The organism is Oleiharenicola lentus, from assembly GCF_004118375.1.
GTDB classification, from domain to species: domain Bacteria; phylum Verrucomicrobiota; class Verrucomicrobiia; order Opitutales; family Opitutaceae; genus Lacunisphaera; species Lacunisphaera lenta.
This window is the reverse complement of sequence record NZ_SDHX01000001.1, coordinates 2,982,599-2,998,587: the sequence shown is the minus strand read 5'-3', so window position 1 is coordinate 2,998,587 and position 15,989 is coordinate 2,982,599. Positions and strand designations below refer to the sequence as shown.

At 66.3% G+C, this 15,989-nt stretch carries 14 protein-coding genes; 10 read left to right on the top strand and 4 right to left on the bottom strand.

From position 1 onward, the window contains the following. Positions 1 to 71: 71 nt before the first annotated feature. On the top strand, positions 72 to 485 hold the full coding sequence (locus ESB00_RS12325) for an OsmC family protein (protein WP_129047984.1): 414 nt from the start codon (positions 72 to 74) through the stop codon (positions 483 to 485). A 226-nt stretch (positions 486 to 711) separates the two neighbouring features. Here the strand turns inward: ESB00_RS12325 and ESB00_RS12320 are convergent, their stop codons facing one another. Then, positions 712 to 1,176, bottom strand: a complete 465-nt coding sequence (locus ESB00_RS12320; protein ID WP_129047983.1) for a hypothetical protein — start codon at positions 1,174 to 1,176, stop codon at positions 712 to 714. Between the two features lie 100 nt (positions 1,177 to 1,276). Between ESB00_RS12320 and argH the strand changes: the two genes are divergently transcribed. The 4 genes from argH to ESB00_RS12300 all read left to right on the top strand — a co-directional run bounded on the left by argH (position 1,277) and on the right by ESB00_RS12300 (position 8,543). Then, the gene (argH, locus tag ESB00_RS12315; protein WP_129047982.1) at positions 1,277 to 2,677 is read left to right on the top strand and encodes an argininosuccinate lyase; all 1,401 of its coding nucleotides are present in this window, start codon (positions 1,277 to 1,279) and stop codon (positions 2,675 to 2,677) included. Between the two features lie 23 nt (positions 2,678 to 2,700). Further along, positions 2,701 to 4,071 (top strand): MFS transporter, encoded by a 1,371-nt coding sequence (locus tag ESB00_RS12310; RefSeq protein WP_129047981.1) that lies wholly within the window; start codon positions 2,701 to 2,703, stop codon positions 4,069 to 4,071. Between the two features lie 42 nt (positions 4,072 to 4,113). Next, positions 4,114 to 5,922, top strand: coding sequence for a DNA mismatch repair endonuclease MutL (mutL, locus tag ESB00_RS12305; RefSeq protein WP_129047980.1), 1,809 nt, complete (start codon positions 4,114 to 4,116; stop codon positions 5,920 to 5,922). Positions 5,923 to 6,041: 119 nt separating this feature from the next. After that, on the top strand, positions 6,042 to 8,543 hold the full coding sequence (locus ESB00_RS12300) for a glycogen/starch/alpha-glucan phosphorylase (RefSeq protein WP_129047979.1): 2,502 nt from the start codon (positions 6,042 to 6,044) through the stop codon (positions 8,541 to 8,543). On the opposite strand, the gene ESB00_RS12295 is transcribed toward ESB00_RS12300, so the two are convergent. Beyond that, entirely contained in the window at positions 8,536 to 9,270 is a 735-nt protein-coding gene (locus tag ESB00_RS12295) for a TMEM175 family protein (protein WP_129047978.1), read from the bottom strand. The genes ESB00_RS12300 and ESB00_RS12295 overlap by 8 nt on opposite strands. 95 nt (positions 9,271 to 9,365) lie before the next feature. On the opposite strand from ESB00_RS12295, the gene ESB00_RS12290 reads away from it, so the two are divergent. Further along, positions 9,366 to 10,811, top strand: coding sequence for an intermembrane phospholipid transport protein YdbH family protein (locus ESB00_RS12290; RefSeq protein ID WP_129047977.1), 1,446 nt, complete (start codon positions 9,366 to 9,368; stop codon positions 10,809 to 10,811). Positions 10,812 to 10,934: 123 nt separating this feature from the next. Here the strand turns inward: ESB00_RS12290 and ESB00_RS12285 are convergent, their stop codons facing one another. Beyond that, positions 10,935 to 12,266 carry a NupC/NupG family nucleoside CNT transporter gene (locus ESB00_RS12285; protein WP_129047976.1) on the bottom strand — a complete coding sequence of 444 codons (1,332 nt, stop codon included), beginning with the start codon at positions 12,264 to 12,266 and terminating at the stop codon, positions 10,935 to 10,937. 107 nt (positions 12,267 to 12,373) lie between these two features. On the opposite strand from ESB00_RS12285, the gene ESB00_RS19685 reads away from it, so the two are divergent. The 3 genes from ESB00_RS19685 (at position 12,374) to ESB00_RS12275 (ending at position 13,363) form a co-directional block, all read left to right on the top strand. Beyond that, a complete protein-coding gene (locus ESB00_RS19685) occupies positions 12,374 to 12,523 on the top strand; it encodes a hypothetical protein (protein WP_164976185.1) in 150 nt (49 codons plus the stop codon). 9 nt (positions 12,524 to 12,532) lie between these two features. Next, positions 12,533 to 13,060 carry a gamma carbonic anhydrase family protein gene (locus ESB00_RS12280; RefSeq protein WP_129047975.1) on the top strand — a complete coding sequence of 176 codons (528 nt, stop codon included), beginning with the start codon at positions 12,533 to 12,535 and terminating at the stop codon, positions 13,058 to 13,060. 114 nt (positions 13,061 to 13,174) lie between these two features. Further along, complete coding sequence (locus tag ESB00_RS12275) at positions 13,175 to 13,363, top strand: YgaP family membrane protein (RefSeq protein WP_129047974.1); 189 nt, start codon at positions 13,175 to 13,177, stop codon at positions 13,361 to 13,363. 146 nt (positions 13,364 to 13,509) lie between these two features. On the opposite strand, the gene ESB00_RS12270 is transcribed toward ESB00_RS12275, so the two are convergent. Then, positions 13,510 to 14,073 (bottom strand): dihydrofolate reductase, encoded by a 564-nt coding sequence (locus tag ESB00_RS12270; protein ID WP_129047973.1) that lies wholly within the window; start codon positions 14,071 to 14,073, stop codon positions 13,510 to 13,512. A gap of 43 nt (positions 14,074 to 14,116) precedes the next feature. Between ESB00_RS12270 and ESB00_RS12265 the strand changes: the two genes are divergently transcribed. After that, entirely contained in the window at positions 14,117 to 15,943 is a 1,827-nt protein-coding gene (locus ESB00_RS12265; RefSeq protein WP_129047972.1) for a DUF885 domain-containing protein, read from the top strand. The last annotated feature ends 46 nt before the right edge of the window (positions 15,944 to 15,989 follow it).

The window sequence follows — 15,989 nt, the reverse complement described above, 5'->3', positions numbered from 1 at the left end:
TATCCCGCCTCCAGCAAGACCGGGCGTTTATTTTTTCGTGTCTTTCGGGTGTTTCGTGGTTCCCTCCCGGCATGGTCAAAAGCACCGGCATCTACACGGGCGGGCTCAACTGCCAGCTCACCCATGGCCCCTCGGGGCGGGTTATTGAAACCGACGCCCCCGCGGACAATCACGGACGCGGCGCGGCGTTTTCACCGACTGATCTCACCGCGGCCTCGCTCGCTTCTTGCATGGTCACGACGATGGCCATCGCGGCGAAGCTGAAGCTCAACTGCGATATCCCCGGTGTGCGCTGGGAGGTGACCAAAGAAATGTCGTCCGACAAGCCGCGCCGCATCGTGCGGCTGGCCGTGCAGATCTGGCTGCCCTTTCCGAAGTCCAAGGATCCCGAAGGCATCCTCGAGCACGCCGCCCGCAACTGCCCCGTGCACCACAGCCTGCACCCCGGCATCGAAAGTCCGCTGACCCTGCACTGGACGGACTGAGCAGCCTGGGCGTTCCCCGGCGAAAGTTCGTATTACGAACTTTCGCCCTGACCTTCTCCGGCGTGGCACTGCGCGCCCCGTTTCGCCCTTGCCCACAATGTTCGTAATACGAACATTGGGACAGGCGGCAAAAGTTTGGCCCGAGTGAGAGCAGCAGCCCATGAAAGCTGAATGTTCGTATTACGAACATTCGGCTTCCGGGGGAGGCACGGTCCCGATTCGGGGTTTACTTCACCGCGTTGTTGAAGCGATAGGTGCCGTTAAAGATAATCTCGGTGTCGTCCACGCCGATACGCACCTTGATCTTGCCGTTGGCGGCGTCCAGGCGGTCGGCGTGGCCGGTAACGTGGCGGGGCTTGTTCTTGTGGTTGGTGGCTTCGCCCTTGAACTCGACGCGCTCACCCCGGCTCAGCCGCAGCAGATCGGCCGGCGGCAGGGATATGCTGATGCGGCCGCTCTCGCTCCAGAAGAACCATGGCCACACCTTGGCCTCGTAGGTCGTGTTGAAGACATCTCCATCCCGGCGAAAGACCCCGGTGACAAGGGTGACGCTGCCGACGTAAATGGAGGTCTTGACCGGCGCAACGGTCACGGAATCCCAATCGCCCAGCGGCTGCGAGGAATCGGCGCACAAGGCACCGCACACAGCGGTCAGCAGCAACAACAGGCACAGGGTGGGGCGACGCATCATGGCTGAGTCACCATGTGTCGGTGAAGGTTGCAGGCAAACGGGAAAAGCCCGCCCATTTCCGCGTTGCCAAGGGCGGCGGCGGGCCGTTGCTTGGCCCTCTATGGCAAAGCAGGCACAGGCCACGTGGGGCGGGCGGTTCTCGGCGGGTCCCGCCGGGCTCATGCAGCGTTTCAGCGAATCCGTCTCCTTCGACCACCGGCTCGCGCCGTTCGACATCGCGGGCAGCAAGGCGCACTCCGCCATGCTCGCGCACGTCGGGCTCATCTCGAAACAAGAACGTGATGCCATCCACGGCGGCCTCGACGCCATCCTCGCCGAAATCAACGCCGGCAAGTTCAAGTGGCGAACCGAGCTTGAGGACGTCCACATGAACATCGAGCAGGCGCTCACGCAGCGGGTGCCGGCCGCCGCGAAGCTCCACACCGCGCGCAGCCGCAACGACCAGGTCGCGACCGACATGCGGCTCTGGTTCAAGGCCGCTTGCGCGGAACTCAGCGCGAAGATCGCGGACGCCCAGCGGGCCATCCTCGCGATCGCGGCGAAAAACCAGACCGTGCTTATCCCGGGCTACACACACCTGCAGCGCGCCCAACCGGTGTTTCTGGCGCATCATCTATTCGCGTATCTTGAAATGCTCCAGCGCGACGCCGGACGTTTCGCCGTTGTGGCCGACCACGCGAACTGGTGTCCGCTTGGCTCCGGGGCCATCGCCGGCACGACGCTTCCGATCGACCGCGAGTTCACCGCGAAGACCCTCGGCTTCGTCGATGCCAAGGGCCGGCCCCGCGTCACCCAGAACAGCATGGACACGGTCGCCGACCGCGACGTGTTCATCGAGTTCGCCGCCGCCTGCGCCACGACCGGCGTCCACCTCTCGCGCATGGCGGAGGACCTGATTCTCTGGATGAGCAGCGAGTTCGGCTTCGTGGATCTGCCCGACACCTTTTGCACGGGCTCGAGCCTGATGCCGCAGAAGAAGAATCCCGATTCGATGGAGCTCATTCGCGGCAAGTCCGCCCGTCTGCAGGGCAACCTGCACACGCTGCTCACGCTCGCGAAGGGCCTCCCGTTGACCTACAACCGCGACCTGCAGGAGGACAAGCCGCCGGTCTTCGACAGTCACGACCAGACGGCGCTCTGCCTTGACGTGCTCGCCGGCACCTTCGCCGGCATGCAGGTAAAGGCCGCGCGTTGCGCCGCGGCCGTCTCCGATCCGGCGCTGCTCGCCACCGACCTCGCCGACTACCTCGTGCGCCAGGGCGTGCCGTTCCGCACCGCGCACCATGCGGTTGGAGCGGTCGTCAAACTCGCCGAGCAGAAGGGCGTGGCCCTCAACCAACTCTCTCTCTCCGACGTGCAGTCCGTTCATCCGGCGTATCAGGCGGACTGGGTGGAATCCTTCGATCTGGCCAAGGCCATGGCCCGCCGCGCCGGCACCGGCATGCCAAGCCCGGCACAACTTCGCCGCCAGTTCGCCCGCTGGCAGAAACAGCTGGCTTGAACGCCAGCCGTCAGGGTTAAGCCATGCTGCCCTTGCTCCCGCAGCGCGACCCCGCCCTGCGTCCTTACCGGAAGGGCCTGTATTTCGCGTTTTTCAACGCGATGAACTGGCAGGTCGCCACCGCGACGCCGACCGTGCTCTTCATGGCCTACCTCGGGGCCGATTCGTTTCAGACCGGTCTGGTCTATGGCTGGCCGCTCCTGTTGACGCCGGTGCAAGTGCTGGCGACGGCGCTGCTGCCGCGGCTGGGCTTCAAACGGTTGACGATGGCCGGGTGGGGTGCGCGCAGCTGGTTCCTGCTCGTTCCGCTGGGTCTCGCGCTGACGGTGGTGTCAAACCCGCCCGCCTGGTCGGTCACCGCCATGGTCGCGGCGATGTTTTGCTACTCGCTCAGCCGGTCGGTGGGCGCGGCGGCGATCACGACCTGGCTGCAGGGCCTGGTGCCCGAGGCGGTGCGCGGACGATACTGGTCCACTGATCAGATCATGGGCGGGGCCGCATCCATCGCCACGCTGCTGCTTTGTGCGGCCACTTTCACCTGGCTGCCGCCGTCTGCGGCTTACGCGGTGCAGTATACTTTCAGCATCGCAGGAGCCTGGCTCGCGGTGCGGTGCCTGCGTTCGCTGCCCGATATCCCGCGGCCCAGCGTGATGAGCCTGGGTAAAATCTGGGCCGACACCCCGCGGCTGATGTTTCGCTCCGGTGAGTTCAGCGCCTATCTCTGGCTGGCGGTGCTGTTCTACGTGGTGACCACGTCCATCGTGCCGTTCTCGGCCTACTTTCTCAAGGTCGAGGCCGGCATCGCGCCCTCGTTGATCATGGGCTGCACCATCGTGCAGTATCTGGGCGTGATCGCGGGCAACTGGTTCATGCGTTCTCGTCTCGACCGCACAGGCGCCAAACCCTTTTTCCGCGCCGCGTTCGTGCTCTGCGGCATGGTTGCCGCCGGCTGGCTCGCGGGCCTGCACTGGCGTCCGGCCCTGCCATTTCTGCTGCCTGCGCTGTATTTCCTGTTGGGGGCGACGCTGGGCATGTTCGGCTCCGCCAATGTCAGCTACCTGGCCAAGATTCTTCCCGCGGCCGACCGGGCCCTGCCGGTCTCGCTGCATGGTGCGCTGACCTTCTTCCTCGGCGGTCTCGCGCCCATGGTGTGGGGCTTGGTGCTGAAGGGCGGTGGGCCGGTGCCCTCGGTCAATGTGACGGCCTTTCAGGCTTTCTTCGTGTTCATCGTCGTGGGCGCGGGCCTGCTCGTGCTGCTCGGCAACCGGCTGAAAGAAACGCCCGGCCATGTGGATCCGATTTTGGCGGGCGACTGGCTGTTCCGGCCGTTCCGCATCGTGGCGTCGCTGGTCCGTCCGCCCGAGCCGGCCGCCGACGAGCGCTCCGAACGATAAACTCGCTCCCGCCGGAATTTTCTGCACCTTCCGCCTGTTCTCATGCCCACGATCCGCATCCTCACCGACCGCGTGGCCAACCAGATCGCCGCCGGCGAGGTGATTGAGCGTCCGGCCGCCGTGGTGAAGGAACTGGTGGAGAACTCGCTCGACGCGGGGGCGACCCGGATCGAGGTCGAGTTCAGCCACGGCGGGCGCAGCCTGATCCGCGTCGAGGACAACGGCTGCGGCATGACCCGCGACGACGCCCAGATGTCGCTGGAACGCCATGCCACGAGCAAGCTCGTGGAAACGGCCGATCTGGACCGGCTGGAGACCTTTGGCTTCCGGGGCGAGGCGGTGCCTTCGATCGCCAGCGTGTCGCGCTTCGAGCTGCGCACCCGCCGCGCCGAGGATCCGGCGGGCACGGAGATTCTCATCAACGGCGGCAAACTCGTCCACGTGCGCGAATGCGGCCTGGCGCCGGGCACGCGCATCACGGTGTCGCACCTGTTCAACTCGGTGCCAGCACGCCGCAAGTTTCTCAAAAGCGACCCGACGGAGTCGGCGCACATTGTCCAGACCGTGCGGCTCTACGCGCTGTCTTGTCCGCAGACGGCGTTCACGCTGATTGAGGACGGGCGGGTGTTGTTCCAGTCGCCCGTCTGCACGACGCTGGAGGAGCGGGTGGGGGAGATCTTCGGCCGGCAACTTGCCCAGGACCTTCTGCCCGTCGCGGCGAGTGACATCGGGCTGAAGCTCAGCGGACTCATCGGCAAGCCCGGAGTCAGCCGGGCCACCCGGCACGAGATGATCATGTTCGTGAACCGGCGCCCGGTGGACAGCCGCACGCTCAACTACGCGGTGATCGAGTCCTACGCGACCTCGCTGGCGAAGGGCCGGTATCCCGTGGCCGTGCTTTTCCTGGACCTCGAACCCGCCGCGGTGGACGTGAACGTCCATCCGGCCAAGCGCGAGGTGCGCTTCCGCAGCGAGGGCGCCGTGCGGGGCTTTGTGATCCGGGCGGTGCTGGAAGCGCTGCGGGAGTTCGGTGCCGGTGCGAGTTCGCGTGAAACGGCGGAGGCGATGCCCGGTGATCCGGTGGTGCCGGCGACGACAGCCCTCTTTGCGGCGCCCGCGTCCCCGGTGATGGCTCAGCCCTTTCGCCCGTTCTCGCCGGTATCACCACCTCCGTCAATCCAGGTGCCGCCGCCGCGGGTGTCGGTTGCTCCGTTCAAGCCGGCGAGTCCGGTTGCACCGACGGCATTGCGTCCGGCGGGAATCTCGCCCGGCGTGCTGATGGGCTGGCGTTATCTCGACACCGCGCACGGTGACTACGCGCTTTTTGAGGCGCCGGGCGGGCTCGTGGTGCTCGACCGGCGCTCGGCGCACGAACGGGTTTGGTTCGAGCGGCTGCAGGCCCAGTTTGCCATCGGCGAGGTGGCGAGCCAGCGGCTGCTGTTTGCCGTGCCCGTGGAACTGGACGCGATTGCGAGCGCGATGCTCTTGGAGCGGTTGCCGTTTCTGCATCGTCACGGCCTGGAAGTGGTGGAGTTCGGCCGGAATTTTTTCCGCATCGAGTCGGTCCCGGTCTGGCTGGACCCGGCCGATGCCGAGGGATTCCTGCGCGACATCATCGGGCTGATGCGGGAGGGCCGCCTGGACGAGCGGCGCGCCGACCTCGCCCGCGAGGAACTTGCCCGGCTGGCGGCGCAGAAGGCCGTGCGCCTGCCCGTGACCCTGGGCGAGGGTGAGGCGATGGCGTTGGTGGCCCAGTTGTTTGCCTGCTCGCAGCCCCACAGCAGCCCCACCGGCCGGCCCACGCACTTTGAGCTGAGTCGCGGCGAGCTTGCGCGCCGGTTTCAGCGCTGAATCCCACCCCGGGGATGCGAGATTTCTTATATCCTGCGCATTTTTCCGCAAAGGTTGGCTGACGGGGCAGTCCCGCCTTGCGTGCGCGGTTGGCACGGCTTGTGATACTCCTCCTGCCTATGCCGACTGCCAAAGCCTCCAAGCCCGCCAAGAAAGCAGCGCCCGCTTCAGCCAAGCCGGATGAATCCGCGCAAAAACTGAGCGCCTTGATCCACCGCCACCTGGTCTCGACCCTGGCCCGGCACGAGGGATCGGCCACGCCGCATGACTGGTGGGTGGCCACCGCGCTGGCGGTGCGCGACACCATCCACGAGCGCATGATCGCGACGCAGGCGGTGCACAACGCGGACAACGTCCGCCGCCTCTACTACTTCTCGCTCGAATACCTCATGGGCCGGCTCTTCGGCAACAACCTGCTCGCGACCGACATGCTGGAGACGGCGCGCGCGGCCCTTGCCGCCCACGGCCAGGACTTTGAGAAGATTCGTGACGCCGAGGTGGACATGGGTCTCGGCAACGGCGGCCTCGGCCGCCTCGCGGCCTGTTTCCTCGATTCGCTGGCCACGATGGATTATCCGGCGCTCGGTTACGGCATTTACTACGAGTTCGGCCTGTTCCGGCAGCAGTTCGTCAACGGGCACCAGGTCGAGCATCCCGACAATTGGATCCGTTTCGGCAACCCGTGGGAAGTGGTGCGCCCCGAATATGCGCAGGAAGTGCGCGTTTATGGCCGTGTGGAAAACGTCTTCGACGACCGCGGCAACTACCGTCCGCGCTGGGTGGACACCAAGACGATCCTCGGCGTGCCGCATGACATCCCGACCGCCGGCTACGGCACCAAGACCGTCAACCTGCTCCGCCTCTGGGCCTCGCAATCCACGGAGGACTTCGATTTGGCCGCCTTCAACCGCGGCGGCTACTTCGAGGCCGTCCGGGAGCAGACCTCGGCCGAGACGGTCTCCAAGGTACTTTACCCGAACGACAAGACCGAGAACGGCAAGGAACTGCGCCTGATGCAGCAGTATTTCTTCGTGGCCTGCTCGCTGCGCGACATCATCCGCCGTCACCTCCGCAACCCGGCCAACTCCTGGGCCAATTTTTCCGGCAAGGTCGCCGTGCAACTCAACGACACGCACCCCGCCATCGCCGTGGTGGAGCTCATGCGCATCCTGGTGGACGAGGAAAACATGTCCCTCGAGGCCGCCTGGGGGATTGTCGGCCAGACCTTTGCCTACACCAATCACACGCTGCTGCCCGAGGCGCTCGAGAAGTGGAGCGTCGGTCTCTTTGAGAAAGTTCTGCCGCGCCACCTCCAGCTTATCTACGAGATCAACAGCCGCGTGCTGCACCTCGTCGAGGCCAAATGGCCCGGCGACGACGGCAAGAAGCGCGTCTGCTCCCTGATCGAGGAGAACGGCGGCAAGATGGTGCGCATGGCCAATCTCGCCGTCGCCGGTTCGCACACGGTCAACGGCGTGGCCGCGCTCCACACCGCGCTGCTCAAGCAGGATCTCTTCCCCGAGTTCGACGCGCTTTATCCCGGAAAATTCCAGAACAAGACCAACGGCATCACGCCCCGGCGCTGGCTGCTGAAGTGCAACCCGCGCCTCTCGGACCTGATCACGAAGCGTCTCGGCCACACGGACTGGGCCCGTGACCTGGACCTGCTCCGCGGGCTCGAGAAGTCCGCCGGCGACGCGGCGTTCCAGAGCGAGTTCATGGCCGTGAAGCGCGCCAACAAGGTCGAGCTTGCCGCCATCATCAAGGCGGAGTGCGGCGTGGAGGTCTCGCCCGACGCGCTGTTCGACGTGCAGATCAAGCGCCTGCACGAATACAAGCGCCAGCACCTGAACCTGCTGCACATCCTCGCGCTCTACCGCCGCCTGCTCCAGCATCCCGGCCTCGACATTGTGCCGCGCGTGTTCGTGTTCGGTGCCAAGGCCGCGCCCGGTTACGACCTCGCGAAAAACATCATCCGCGCGATCAACGTCATCGGCGCCCGCATCAACGGCGACGCCCGGATCGGCGGGAAGCTCAAGGTGGTCTTCCTGCCCAACTACCGCGTGTCGCTCGCCGAGAAAATCATCCCGGCGGCCGACCTGTCCGAGCAGATTTCCACGGCCGGCAAGGAGGCCTCGGGCACCGGCAACATGAAGCTCTCCCTCAACGGCGCCCTCACCATCGGCACGCTCGACGGCGCCAACGTCGAGATCAAGGAGGAGGTCGGCGACGAAAACATCTTCATCTTCGGCCTCACGGTCGAGCAGGTCGCCGCGCTCTGGGCCCGGGGCTACAACCCGCGGGATCTCTACAATGCCGACGAGGAGCTGCGCGGCGTCATTGACTGGCTGGGCAGCGATTACTTCACGCCCGGTGAGCACGGGGCCTTCGGTGCCGTGCACCACAGCCTGCTGCACGGCGGCGATCCCTATCTGCTGCTGGCCGATTTCCGCAGCTACTGCGACGCCCACGCCCGGGTGGACGCCACCTACCGCGACAAACGGAAGTGGGCGAAGATGGCCATCCTCAACACCGCGCGCATGGGCAAGTTCTCCAGCGACCGGACCATCCGCGAATACGCGGAGCAGATCTGGAAGCTCAAACCGGCGCGGATCAGCTGAGCGACGGCTGGTTGCGACGATCGAGCACGGCCTGCACCTGCCGGCCGTGCCGCATGCCGTTCCAGGCCGCGAGCGGACCGATCAGCGCGTAGCACACGCCCGGCAGCCAGGGCTTGGTGGTCACATAGGTCAGGCCGACGGAAAGGAAACACACCGCCACCTGGAGGCGGAACTCCGTCAGTTGCAGGCGGGTGTAGATCAGCTCGAGTTCGTTCAGGCGCAGTTGTTCGCGCCGGCGCAGCGCGTGGCCCTGGAGCAGCGCGTAGAGCGTCCAGATGCTGGCGAAGCCGAGGCCGTAGATCCGGTAGATGAACCAGAGTTCTTCGGGCCCGTTCATGCGCGTGCCGCCGCCCAGCCAGGCCCCGAAGAGGAACTTCAGGGGATAGACCGAGAACAGCACCAGCAGCAGGATGAAGTAGTTGAGGGTGCGCGTGTAGAAATCCTCGAGGCCGTAGCGCCGGAAAAACTTGTAGTGCTCGTTCCAGAACAGCAGCAGGATCGCGAAGCACGCCGCAAAGGCCGGGAAGCCGCGCAGCACCTGCTGGAGGCCGGCGAAATCCCGCGGCACTTCGGTGGACACGACCAGCAGCGTGAGGGAGAAGCCGAACACGGCGTCCGCGAGATTCTCCAGCCGGGAGACTTCCTTGCCCCGCCATTGGAAATGATCCTCCGGCCGGCGCCCGGGCAGGCGGTCGCGCCAGGTTGGCTGCGGGCGGTTTCTTGCCATGCCGCGCAGCTAAGCGGGCCGGTCGGTCCACGGCCAGCGTTTTTCCGCGATTGTCGCCCGGACCGCCAGGCATCAGCGTCGCGACCAACCCCTTCATGAATTCGCTCCTCCGCCACCGCTGGTTCTGGATCGTCGCGGCGGGGGTGGCCTTGGGCGCGACCTTGCTGGCGGCGCGGCTCTGGCTCGGGGGCTATGTGGTGCGTTCGGTCCTGCGCATGGCCGGGGCCACCGAGATCCGGCATGGCGAAGTGCGTGGCACCCCGTGGCGGTTGGAGGTGGCGGACCTGGCCTGCACCTTCCGTTCCCAGCCGGTATCCGCCCGACGGGTGATCCTGGTGCGGGAGAAATGGTGGCAGGCCTCGCTCGGCGACGTGCAGGTGGAAGGCGCCCGCGTGCCGGTGGCGCTCGACAATTCCGACGTGCAGGCGGTTGTTTGGGACACCTATGAGGACGGCGGGTTGGGGGATGAACCGGTGCCGCCGCCCTTCCGCTCGCTTGCGCTGGAGGGCGAACTGGTGGTGCGGATGGCGCTCACGCCCGACCGACCCGTGGCCGTCAAGCTCGAGAGCCAGCCCCGGAGCGGCACTTCTTGGATCGGCAGCCTCGTCGCCGAGGCCGAGGGCTTCCGCCTGGCGGGCAGCGGCACCCTGCTCCGCGCGGGGCAGGAGCTGGACTTCCAGGTGCATAGCGCGGAGCTCGATCTGGCGTCCTGGTCGCCGCAGATCCAGCGCCTCGTGCTGCTGCCGGGAGGTCCGTGGACCTTGGCCGGCCGGCTGACCGGCGTGGCCGAGGGGAAGGTGACCGCCAAGCGTTTCGCCGCCACCGCCCGGGTCAGCCTGCGGGAGGCGGACTTCAAGGCCGGGACGAGGGACATCACCCTCACCGGGGCGGAGGCGGACCTGGAGTTCTCCGACCTCTGGAAGCTGCGGACATCCGCGGGCCGGCTGCAGGTGCGGCAGCTGCGGGCGGGGCGATTGCCCTTTGACGATCTGGACCTGGACTTCGGACTCTGGAACGGAAAACAAATCAACGTCAGTCGGGCCGTGGCGTCAGCCTTGGGCGGCCGGGTGGAGACGCAGCCCTTTGGCTACCAGCTCGGTGAAACCGCGCTCACGCTCGAGCTGAAGGTCGCGGATCTGCGCGTGGCCAAACTGTTCGAATTGGCGCCGCGCGTGGCGCCGCGGCTGGGCGGGCGCGCGCTGGGTCGTCTGGTGCTCCGCATGGATGAAAGCGGCGTGCTGATCTCCACCGGCGAGCTCGCGACCCTGCCCGGGGTGCCGGCGGACCTTCAGTTCAACGCCGCGGCCCTGGTGCGCTCGGGGGCGACCATGGATGCCGCGACGGAACGGCTGTTCAAGGCCGCCGGCAACCAGAGCGTGCTGGTGCGCGTGGAGGAGTGCCGTTTCGAAATTCGTCCGCCGGGGCTGCCCCTGGGCACCACGGCGCGCTGCGTGGTGCGCGGCTGGGTGGACGCACAGCCGGTTGCCTTCACTTATCCCGTCAACGGGGCGGTCGAGCGGTTCCTCGCCATCATGCCCTGAAGTGAACCGCTGCGCCTGGCCTGGGGCGAAAGACAAATGGGGCCCTGCGCTCCGCGTCGGCCGCGATGTCCGCACAGAAATAGCGGCCCGGAGCTCTTTCGGCCCCAATTGGGTCGCGGTGCCTCAGATCATCATGCCGGCCACGCAGGCGGAGAGGTAGCAGGCGATGGTGCCGCCGAAGACGGCCTTCACGCCGAGGGCGGCCAGGTTCTCCCGCTGATTCGGCGCGAGCGTGCCGATGCCGCCGATCTGGATGCCGATGGACACGATGTTGGCGAAGCCGCACATCGCGTAGGTCAGGATGATGATCGTGCGCTGGTCGGTGAGGGTGCCGTTGGCCTTCATCTGGCCGAGCTGGAGGAAGGAGACGAATTCGTTCAGCACCGTGCGCGTGCCGAGCAGCTGGCCCGACTGCATCAGGTAGCCGCTGTCGATGCCGATGAGCCAGGCGACGGGCGCATAGATGATGCCGAGGATGAACTCGAGGGAGAAGGACTTGAAGGCGCCGCCCGTGACCTGGTCGATCCAGCCGTTGAAGCCCGGGTAGGTGAAGATCTCGTTCCCGGCGATGGTGAGCGTGTGCGGCGCGCCGACCCAGCCGAAGACGGCATTGAAGAGCGCCACGAGCGCGGTGAAGGCGATGAGCATGGCGCCGACGTTGGCGGCGAGCTTCAGGCCGTCGGTCGTGCCGAGGCAGACGGCGTCCACGAGGTTGGAGCCGATCTTTTCCTTGGAGACGGCGAGGTCCTTGCTGATCGGCTCGGTCTGGGGCAGGATGATTTTTGACACCATCAGCCCGGCCGGGGCGTTGATGACGGAGGCGGTGATGAGGTGCGTGGCGAACAACACCTGCTGCTCCACGCTGCTGCCGCCGAGGAAACTGATGTAGGCGATCATGACGGCGCCGGCGATGGTGGCCATGCCGCCGACCATGATCGTGAAGATCTCCGAGCGGGTCATCTGCGGCAGGTAGGGCTTGATGAGGAACGGGGCTTCGGTTTGCCCGAGAAAGATGTTGGCGGAGGCGCTCAGCGTCTCCGCACCGGAGAGCGGCATGAACTTTGAGATGACCCAGGCGTAGGCATAGACGATCTTCTGCAGGACGCCCAGGTAGTAGAGCATCGAGGTGAACGCGGAGAAAAAGATGATCGAGGGCAGGATGCCGATGGCGAACACGACGCCGTGCTTGTCCTGATCGGCGAGCGAGCCGAACACGAAGCGCACGCCCTCGCCGGTGAAGCCCATCAGGGCCACGAAGATGCCGCCGACCCATTCGACGCCGTCCCGCACCGGCCCGACGAAGAGCACGGCGGCGGCGAACACCATTTGGAGCAGCGCGCCGGCGGCAACGAGCCGCCAGTTGATGGCCTTGCGGTTGTAGCTGAGCAGAACGGCGATGCCGACGAGCGCGCCATAACCGAACAGGCCGCGCAAAATGTGGGTGAGTTGCTCCATGGGCGGGGCGAAGTGCCGCTGATTCGTAGCATGCCCCCGACGGGGCGCGAGTTTCTTTTGAGCTGAAACTTTCCGCCGGCCGTCGCGTCTAATCCGGCACACCCCGCATGGACGCATTCGACCTGATCCTCCTGTTGGCCGGCCTGATTGCCGGCGCGGCCATCTCGGCCGGGTGCCTGGTGGGTCTGATCGTGTGGGTGTCCGGCAGCCGACCGGCGCGCGCATCCGAGGTTTGCCCTCCGGCCGACAAGCCCTAGGCTGCGGGCATGGATATCACTGAACGGCTGGCCCGGCACCTGGGCAAAATTCCCGACACCCGGCAGGCGGCCTTCGTCGCCCCCAACGCCAGCGTGATGGGTGACGTGAAACTGGGCGCCCTGAGCAGCGTGTGGTATGGCTGCGTGCTTCGCGGCGACATCAACACCATCGAGATCGGCGAGGGATCCAACGTCCAGGACCTCGCGGTGGTGCACCTCGCCGACGACTACGGCGTGAAAGTGGGGCGATACACGACCATCGGGCACAGCGCGATCATCCACGCCTGCACCATCGGCGACGAGTGCCTCATCGGCATGGGCGCCACGATTCTCGACGGCGCCGTGATCGGCGACCACTGCATCGTCGGCGCCAACGCCCTGGTCACGCAGCGCTTCGTCGCCCCGGCCGGCTCGATGATCCTTGGGTCGCCCGCCAAGGTGGTTCGTTCGCTCAAGGAGAGCGAACTCATGGGCCTGCGCGCCTGGGCCGAGAAATACGTCGAGGTCGCCAAGGCCCACGCGGCGCGGAAGAAATAAGTCCCGCCCACCGGCTGCGTTCTCCGCCAAGTCCGCCCCCGCCCGTTTTTCGCCAAAATGTGCGGAGCGGCGCATCGGCTTTGGCGGTATGCTCATGGCAACAAAGGAAACGCCATGAAAACCAACATCGGATCCATCGACGTCGGCCTGCGGTTTGTCGGGGGCTGCCTCATCGGCCTCTGGGGAGTCCACGTAGAAACGTGGTGGGGCCTGCTCGGCTTGCTGCCGGCGGTTACCGCGATGGTCGGGTTCTGCCCGCTCTACGCGCTGCTGCACATCGACACGACGGCCTGCGACCACTGATGTGATCTCGTTGGCGGTGGGGTGCCCGCACCCCGCTTGAAGGGAGGCGGGCCCATCAGCCCCGCGGTTCGGTGCCTCGGGGACGTCGCCTGCGGCAACCCGCGCGCGAGTTCGGGCCAAGGAGCGACCCGGCAAAGACGGCGATCCTACCGCACCCGCTCCAGAATCGAGAACGTATAACGGTAATTGGTGTCGGCGCCTTCCCGCTTCCAACTCTCGCGCCAGGCGATGTGCCGCCACTCCGGAAACCAGGTGTCGCCCTCCACCTGCGCGTGCACCAGGGTGAGCAGGATGCGGTCGGCGAGCGGCAGGGTCTCCTCGTAGATGCGCTGGCCGCCGCAAACCATGATGCGACCGGGCAGCTTTTGCGCGAGAGCGAGCGCATCGGACACGTTGGCCGCGATGCTCGGTTCCCCGGCGGGAACCCGGGCGGCCTGCAGGTTTGAATCCGCGCCGGGGGCAGACGCCGCCTTCTGGGCGGTGATCTTCTGGATGTGTGCCGGCTGCGAACTGATCACCACCGGATGGCGGCCGTCGCGCATCACGCGCGGCCAGGTCTCAAAGCAGATCCGCCCGAGCACCACCGTCTGGTTCGCGGTCTGGTCGTGGAACCACTTTTTGTCCTCGGGGATGTCGAAGGGCAGGCGGCCGGCGCGGCCGATGATGCGGTTTTCCGAACAGGCGACGATGAGCTCGATGGGGCGGGGCATTGCGGGGTTGCGTCGAAAGCCCGATGTTCAAAGCTGCCGCGCCATGCAGGGCAAACTTCGTTTTTTCGCGGCGCTGGTGGTCGGGGCCGTTTCTTTCGTATCCGGCCGGGGCGACGAGTTCGCGGCCCGCTACCAGGCGGTGATCGACGCCAAGGGCAAGGCCCCCGAGGCCGAGCGCCTGCACGCGTTGTTCCAGGCGGACTGGGCCTACACGATGGCGGTCTATCCCGAATACGCCACCTGGGTCGGCTACGCCGGACACGAGCGGGAGTGGACCGATCTGTCCCGCGAGGCCATCGCCCGCCGCCGGGAAGTTGCCGGCCGCGCCCTGCCGGCGCTGGCCACCATCGACCGCACGCAGCTCGGGCCGGTGGACCGGGTGAGCTACGACATCTTCAAGCGCCAGGCCGAGGAGAGTGTCGAGGGCAACCGCTTCCCCAGCGAACTCGAGCAGATCAACCAGCTGGGCGGCATTCATCAGGACGCCACGCAGCTCCTGCGGGGAATGTCGGCGGCCAACGCCGGGCATTTCGAAAACCAGCTGGCCCGGCTCCAGGCCCTGCCGCAGGTCGTGGATAACGTGATTTCACTCCTGGAGGAGGGCCTCGCCAAGGGCATCACCCCGCCGCAGATCACGCTCCGCGAGGTGCCCACCCAGATTCTCAACCAGATCCCCGAGGAGCCGCTCAAGAGCCCTCTGCTCGCCACGTTTGTGGACCTGCCGCCCGCCGTGTCGGGTGAGCGGGGCTTGGAGCTGCGCGCTGCCGCGGCCAAGACTTACACGATCGAAGTGCGTCCGGCGTTCCAGCGCCTGGAGAAGTTCGTCCGCGAAAAATATATTCCCGGGGCCCGCCAGACCATTGCCGCCACCGACCTGCCGGATGGCCGGGCCTGGTATGCGCTGCGCATCAAAACCTACACTTCCACCGATCTCACCGCGCAGCAGATCCACGACATTGGGCTGGCCGAGGTGAAACGTATCCGCGCCGAGATGGAGCGCGTGAAGACTCAGGTCGGGTTCAAGGGCACGTTGCCGGAGTTCTTTGTGTTCCTGCGCACCGACCCGCAGTTCTATTTCACCGACAAGGAGGACCTGCTCCGCGCCTACCGCGACATCGCCAAGCGCGCCGACCCGCAGATGATCAAGCTCTTCAAGACGCTGCCGCGCACGCCCTATGGCATCCTGCCCGTGCCGGCCTACGCCGAGAAGTCCCAGACCACGGCCTACTACTACCCCGGCGCGCCCGAGACCGGCCGGCCCGGCTATTTCTTTGCCAACACCTATGCGCTGCACACGCGGCCGAAGTGGGAGATGGAGGCACTCACCCTGCACGAGGCCGTGCCGGGGCACCACCACCAGATCGCCCTTGCGCAGGAGATGGACGCGCTGCCGGAGTTCCGCCGCCACGGCGGCTACACGGCCTTCGTCGAAGGGTGGGGGCTCTATTCCGAGAGCCTCGGCGAGGAGATGGGCTTCTACACCGACCCGTATGCGAAGTTCGGCCAGCTCACCTACGAGATGTGGCGCGCCGTCCGCCTGGTGGTGGACACCGGCATGCACGCGCTCGGCTGGTCGCGCCAGCAGGCCATCGATTACTTCAAGGACAACGCCGGCAAGTCCGAGCACGACATCGTGGTCGAGATTGACCGCTACATCGTGTGGCCCGGCCAGGCACTCGCCTACAAGCTCGGTGAACTGAAGATCAAGGAACTGCGCGCCCACGCCGAGAAGGAACTCGGGGCGAAGTTCGACATCCGCCTTTTCCACGACGAAGTCCTCCGCAACGGCGCCGTCCCGCTCACCGTGCTGGAGACGCACATCCGGGAGTGGGTGGCAGCGCAGAAGGCGGCCGCGCCGGTGGCGGGCTGATCTTCTCCGCGGTCAACCAGCCCGCTGCGCTCTTGAACCTGCTTTC

Coding starts and splice junctions, on each gene's coding strand:
- ESB00_RS12325 (WP_129047984.1), top strand. CDS start 72: ATGGTCAAAAGCACCGGCATCTACACGGGCGGGCTCAACTGCCAGCTC.
- ESB00_RS12320 (WP_129047983.1), bottom strand. CDS start 1,176: ATGATGCGTCGCCCCACCCTGTGCCTGTTGTTGCTGCTGACCGCTGTG.
- argH (WP_129047982.1), top strand. CDS start 1,277: ATGGCAAAGCAGGCACAGGCCACGTGGGGCGGGCGGTTCTCGGCGGGT.
- ESB00_RS12310 (WP_129047981.1), top strand. CDS start 2,701: ATGCTGCCCTTGCTCCCGCAGCGCGACCCCGCCCTGCGTCCTTACCGG.
- mutL (WP_129047980.1), top strand. CDS start 4,114: ATGCCCACGATCCGCATCCTCACCGACCGCGTGGCCAACCAGATCGCC.
- ESB00_RS12300 (WP_129047979.1), top strand. CDS start 6,042: ATGCCGACTGCCAAAGCCTCCAAGCCCGCCAAGAAAGCAGCGCCCGCT.
- ESB00_RS12295 (WP_129047978.1), bottom strand. CDS start 9,270: ATGGCAAGAAACCGCCCGCAGCCAACCTGGCGCGACCGCCTGCCCGGG.
- ESB00_RS12290 (WP_129047977.1), top strand. CDS start 9,366: ATGAATTCGCTCCTCCGCCACCGCTGGTTCTGGATCGTCGCGGCGGGG.
- ESB00_RS12285 (WP_129047976.1), bottom strand. CDS start 12,266: ATGGAGCAACTCACCCACATTTTGCGCGGCCTGTTCGGTTATGGCGCG.
- ESB00_RS19685 (WP_164976185.1), top strand. CDS start 12,374: ATGGACGCATTCGACCTGATCCTCCTGTTGGCCGGCCTGATTGCCGGC.
- ESB00_RS12280 (WP_129047975.1), top strand. CDS start 12,533: ATGGATATCACTGAACGGCTGGCCCGGCACCTGGGCAAAATTCCCGAC.
- ESB00_RS12275 (WP_129047974.1), top strand. CDS start 13,175: ATGAAAACCAACATCGGATCCATCGACGTCGGCCTGCGGTTTGTCGGG.
- ESB00_RS12270 (WP_129047973.1), bottom strand. CDS start 14,073: ATGCCCCGCCCCATCGAGCTCATCGTCGCCTGTTCGGAAAACCGCATC.
- ESB00_RS12265 (WP_129047972.1), top strand. CDS start 14,117: ATGCAGGGCAAACTTCGTTTTTTCGCGGCGCTGGTGGTCGGGGCCGTT.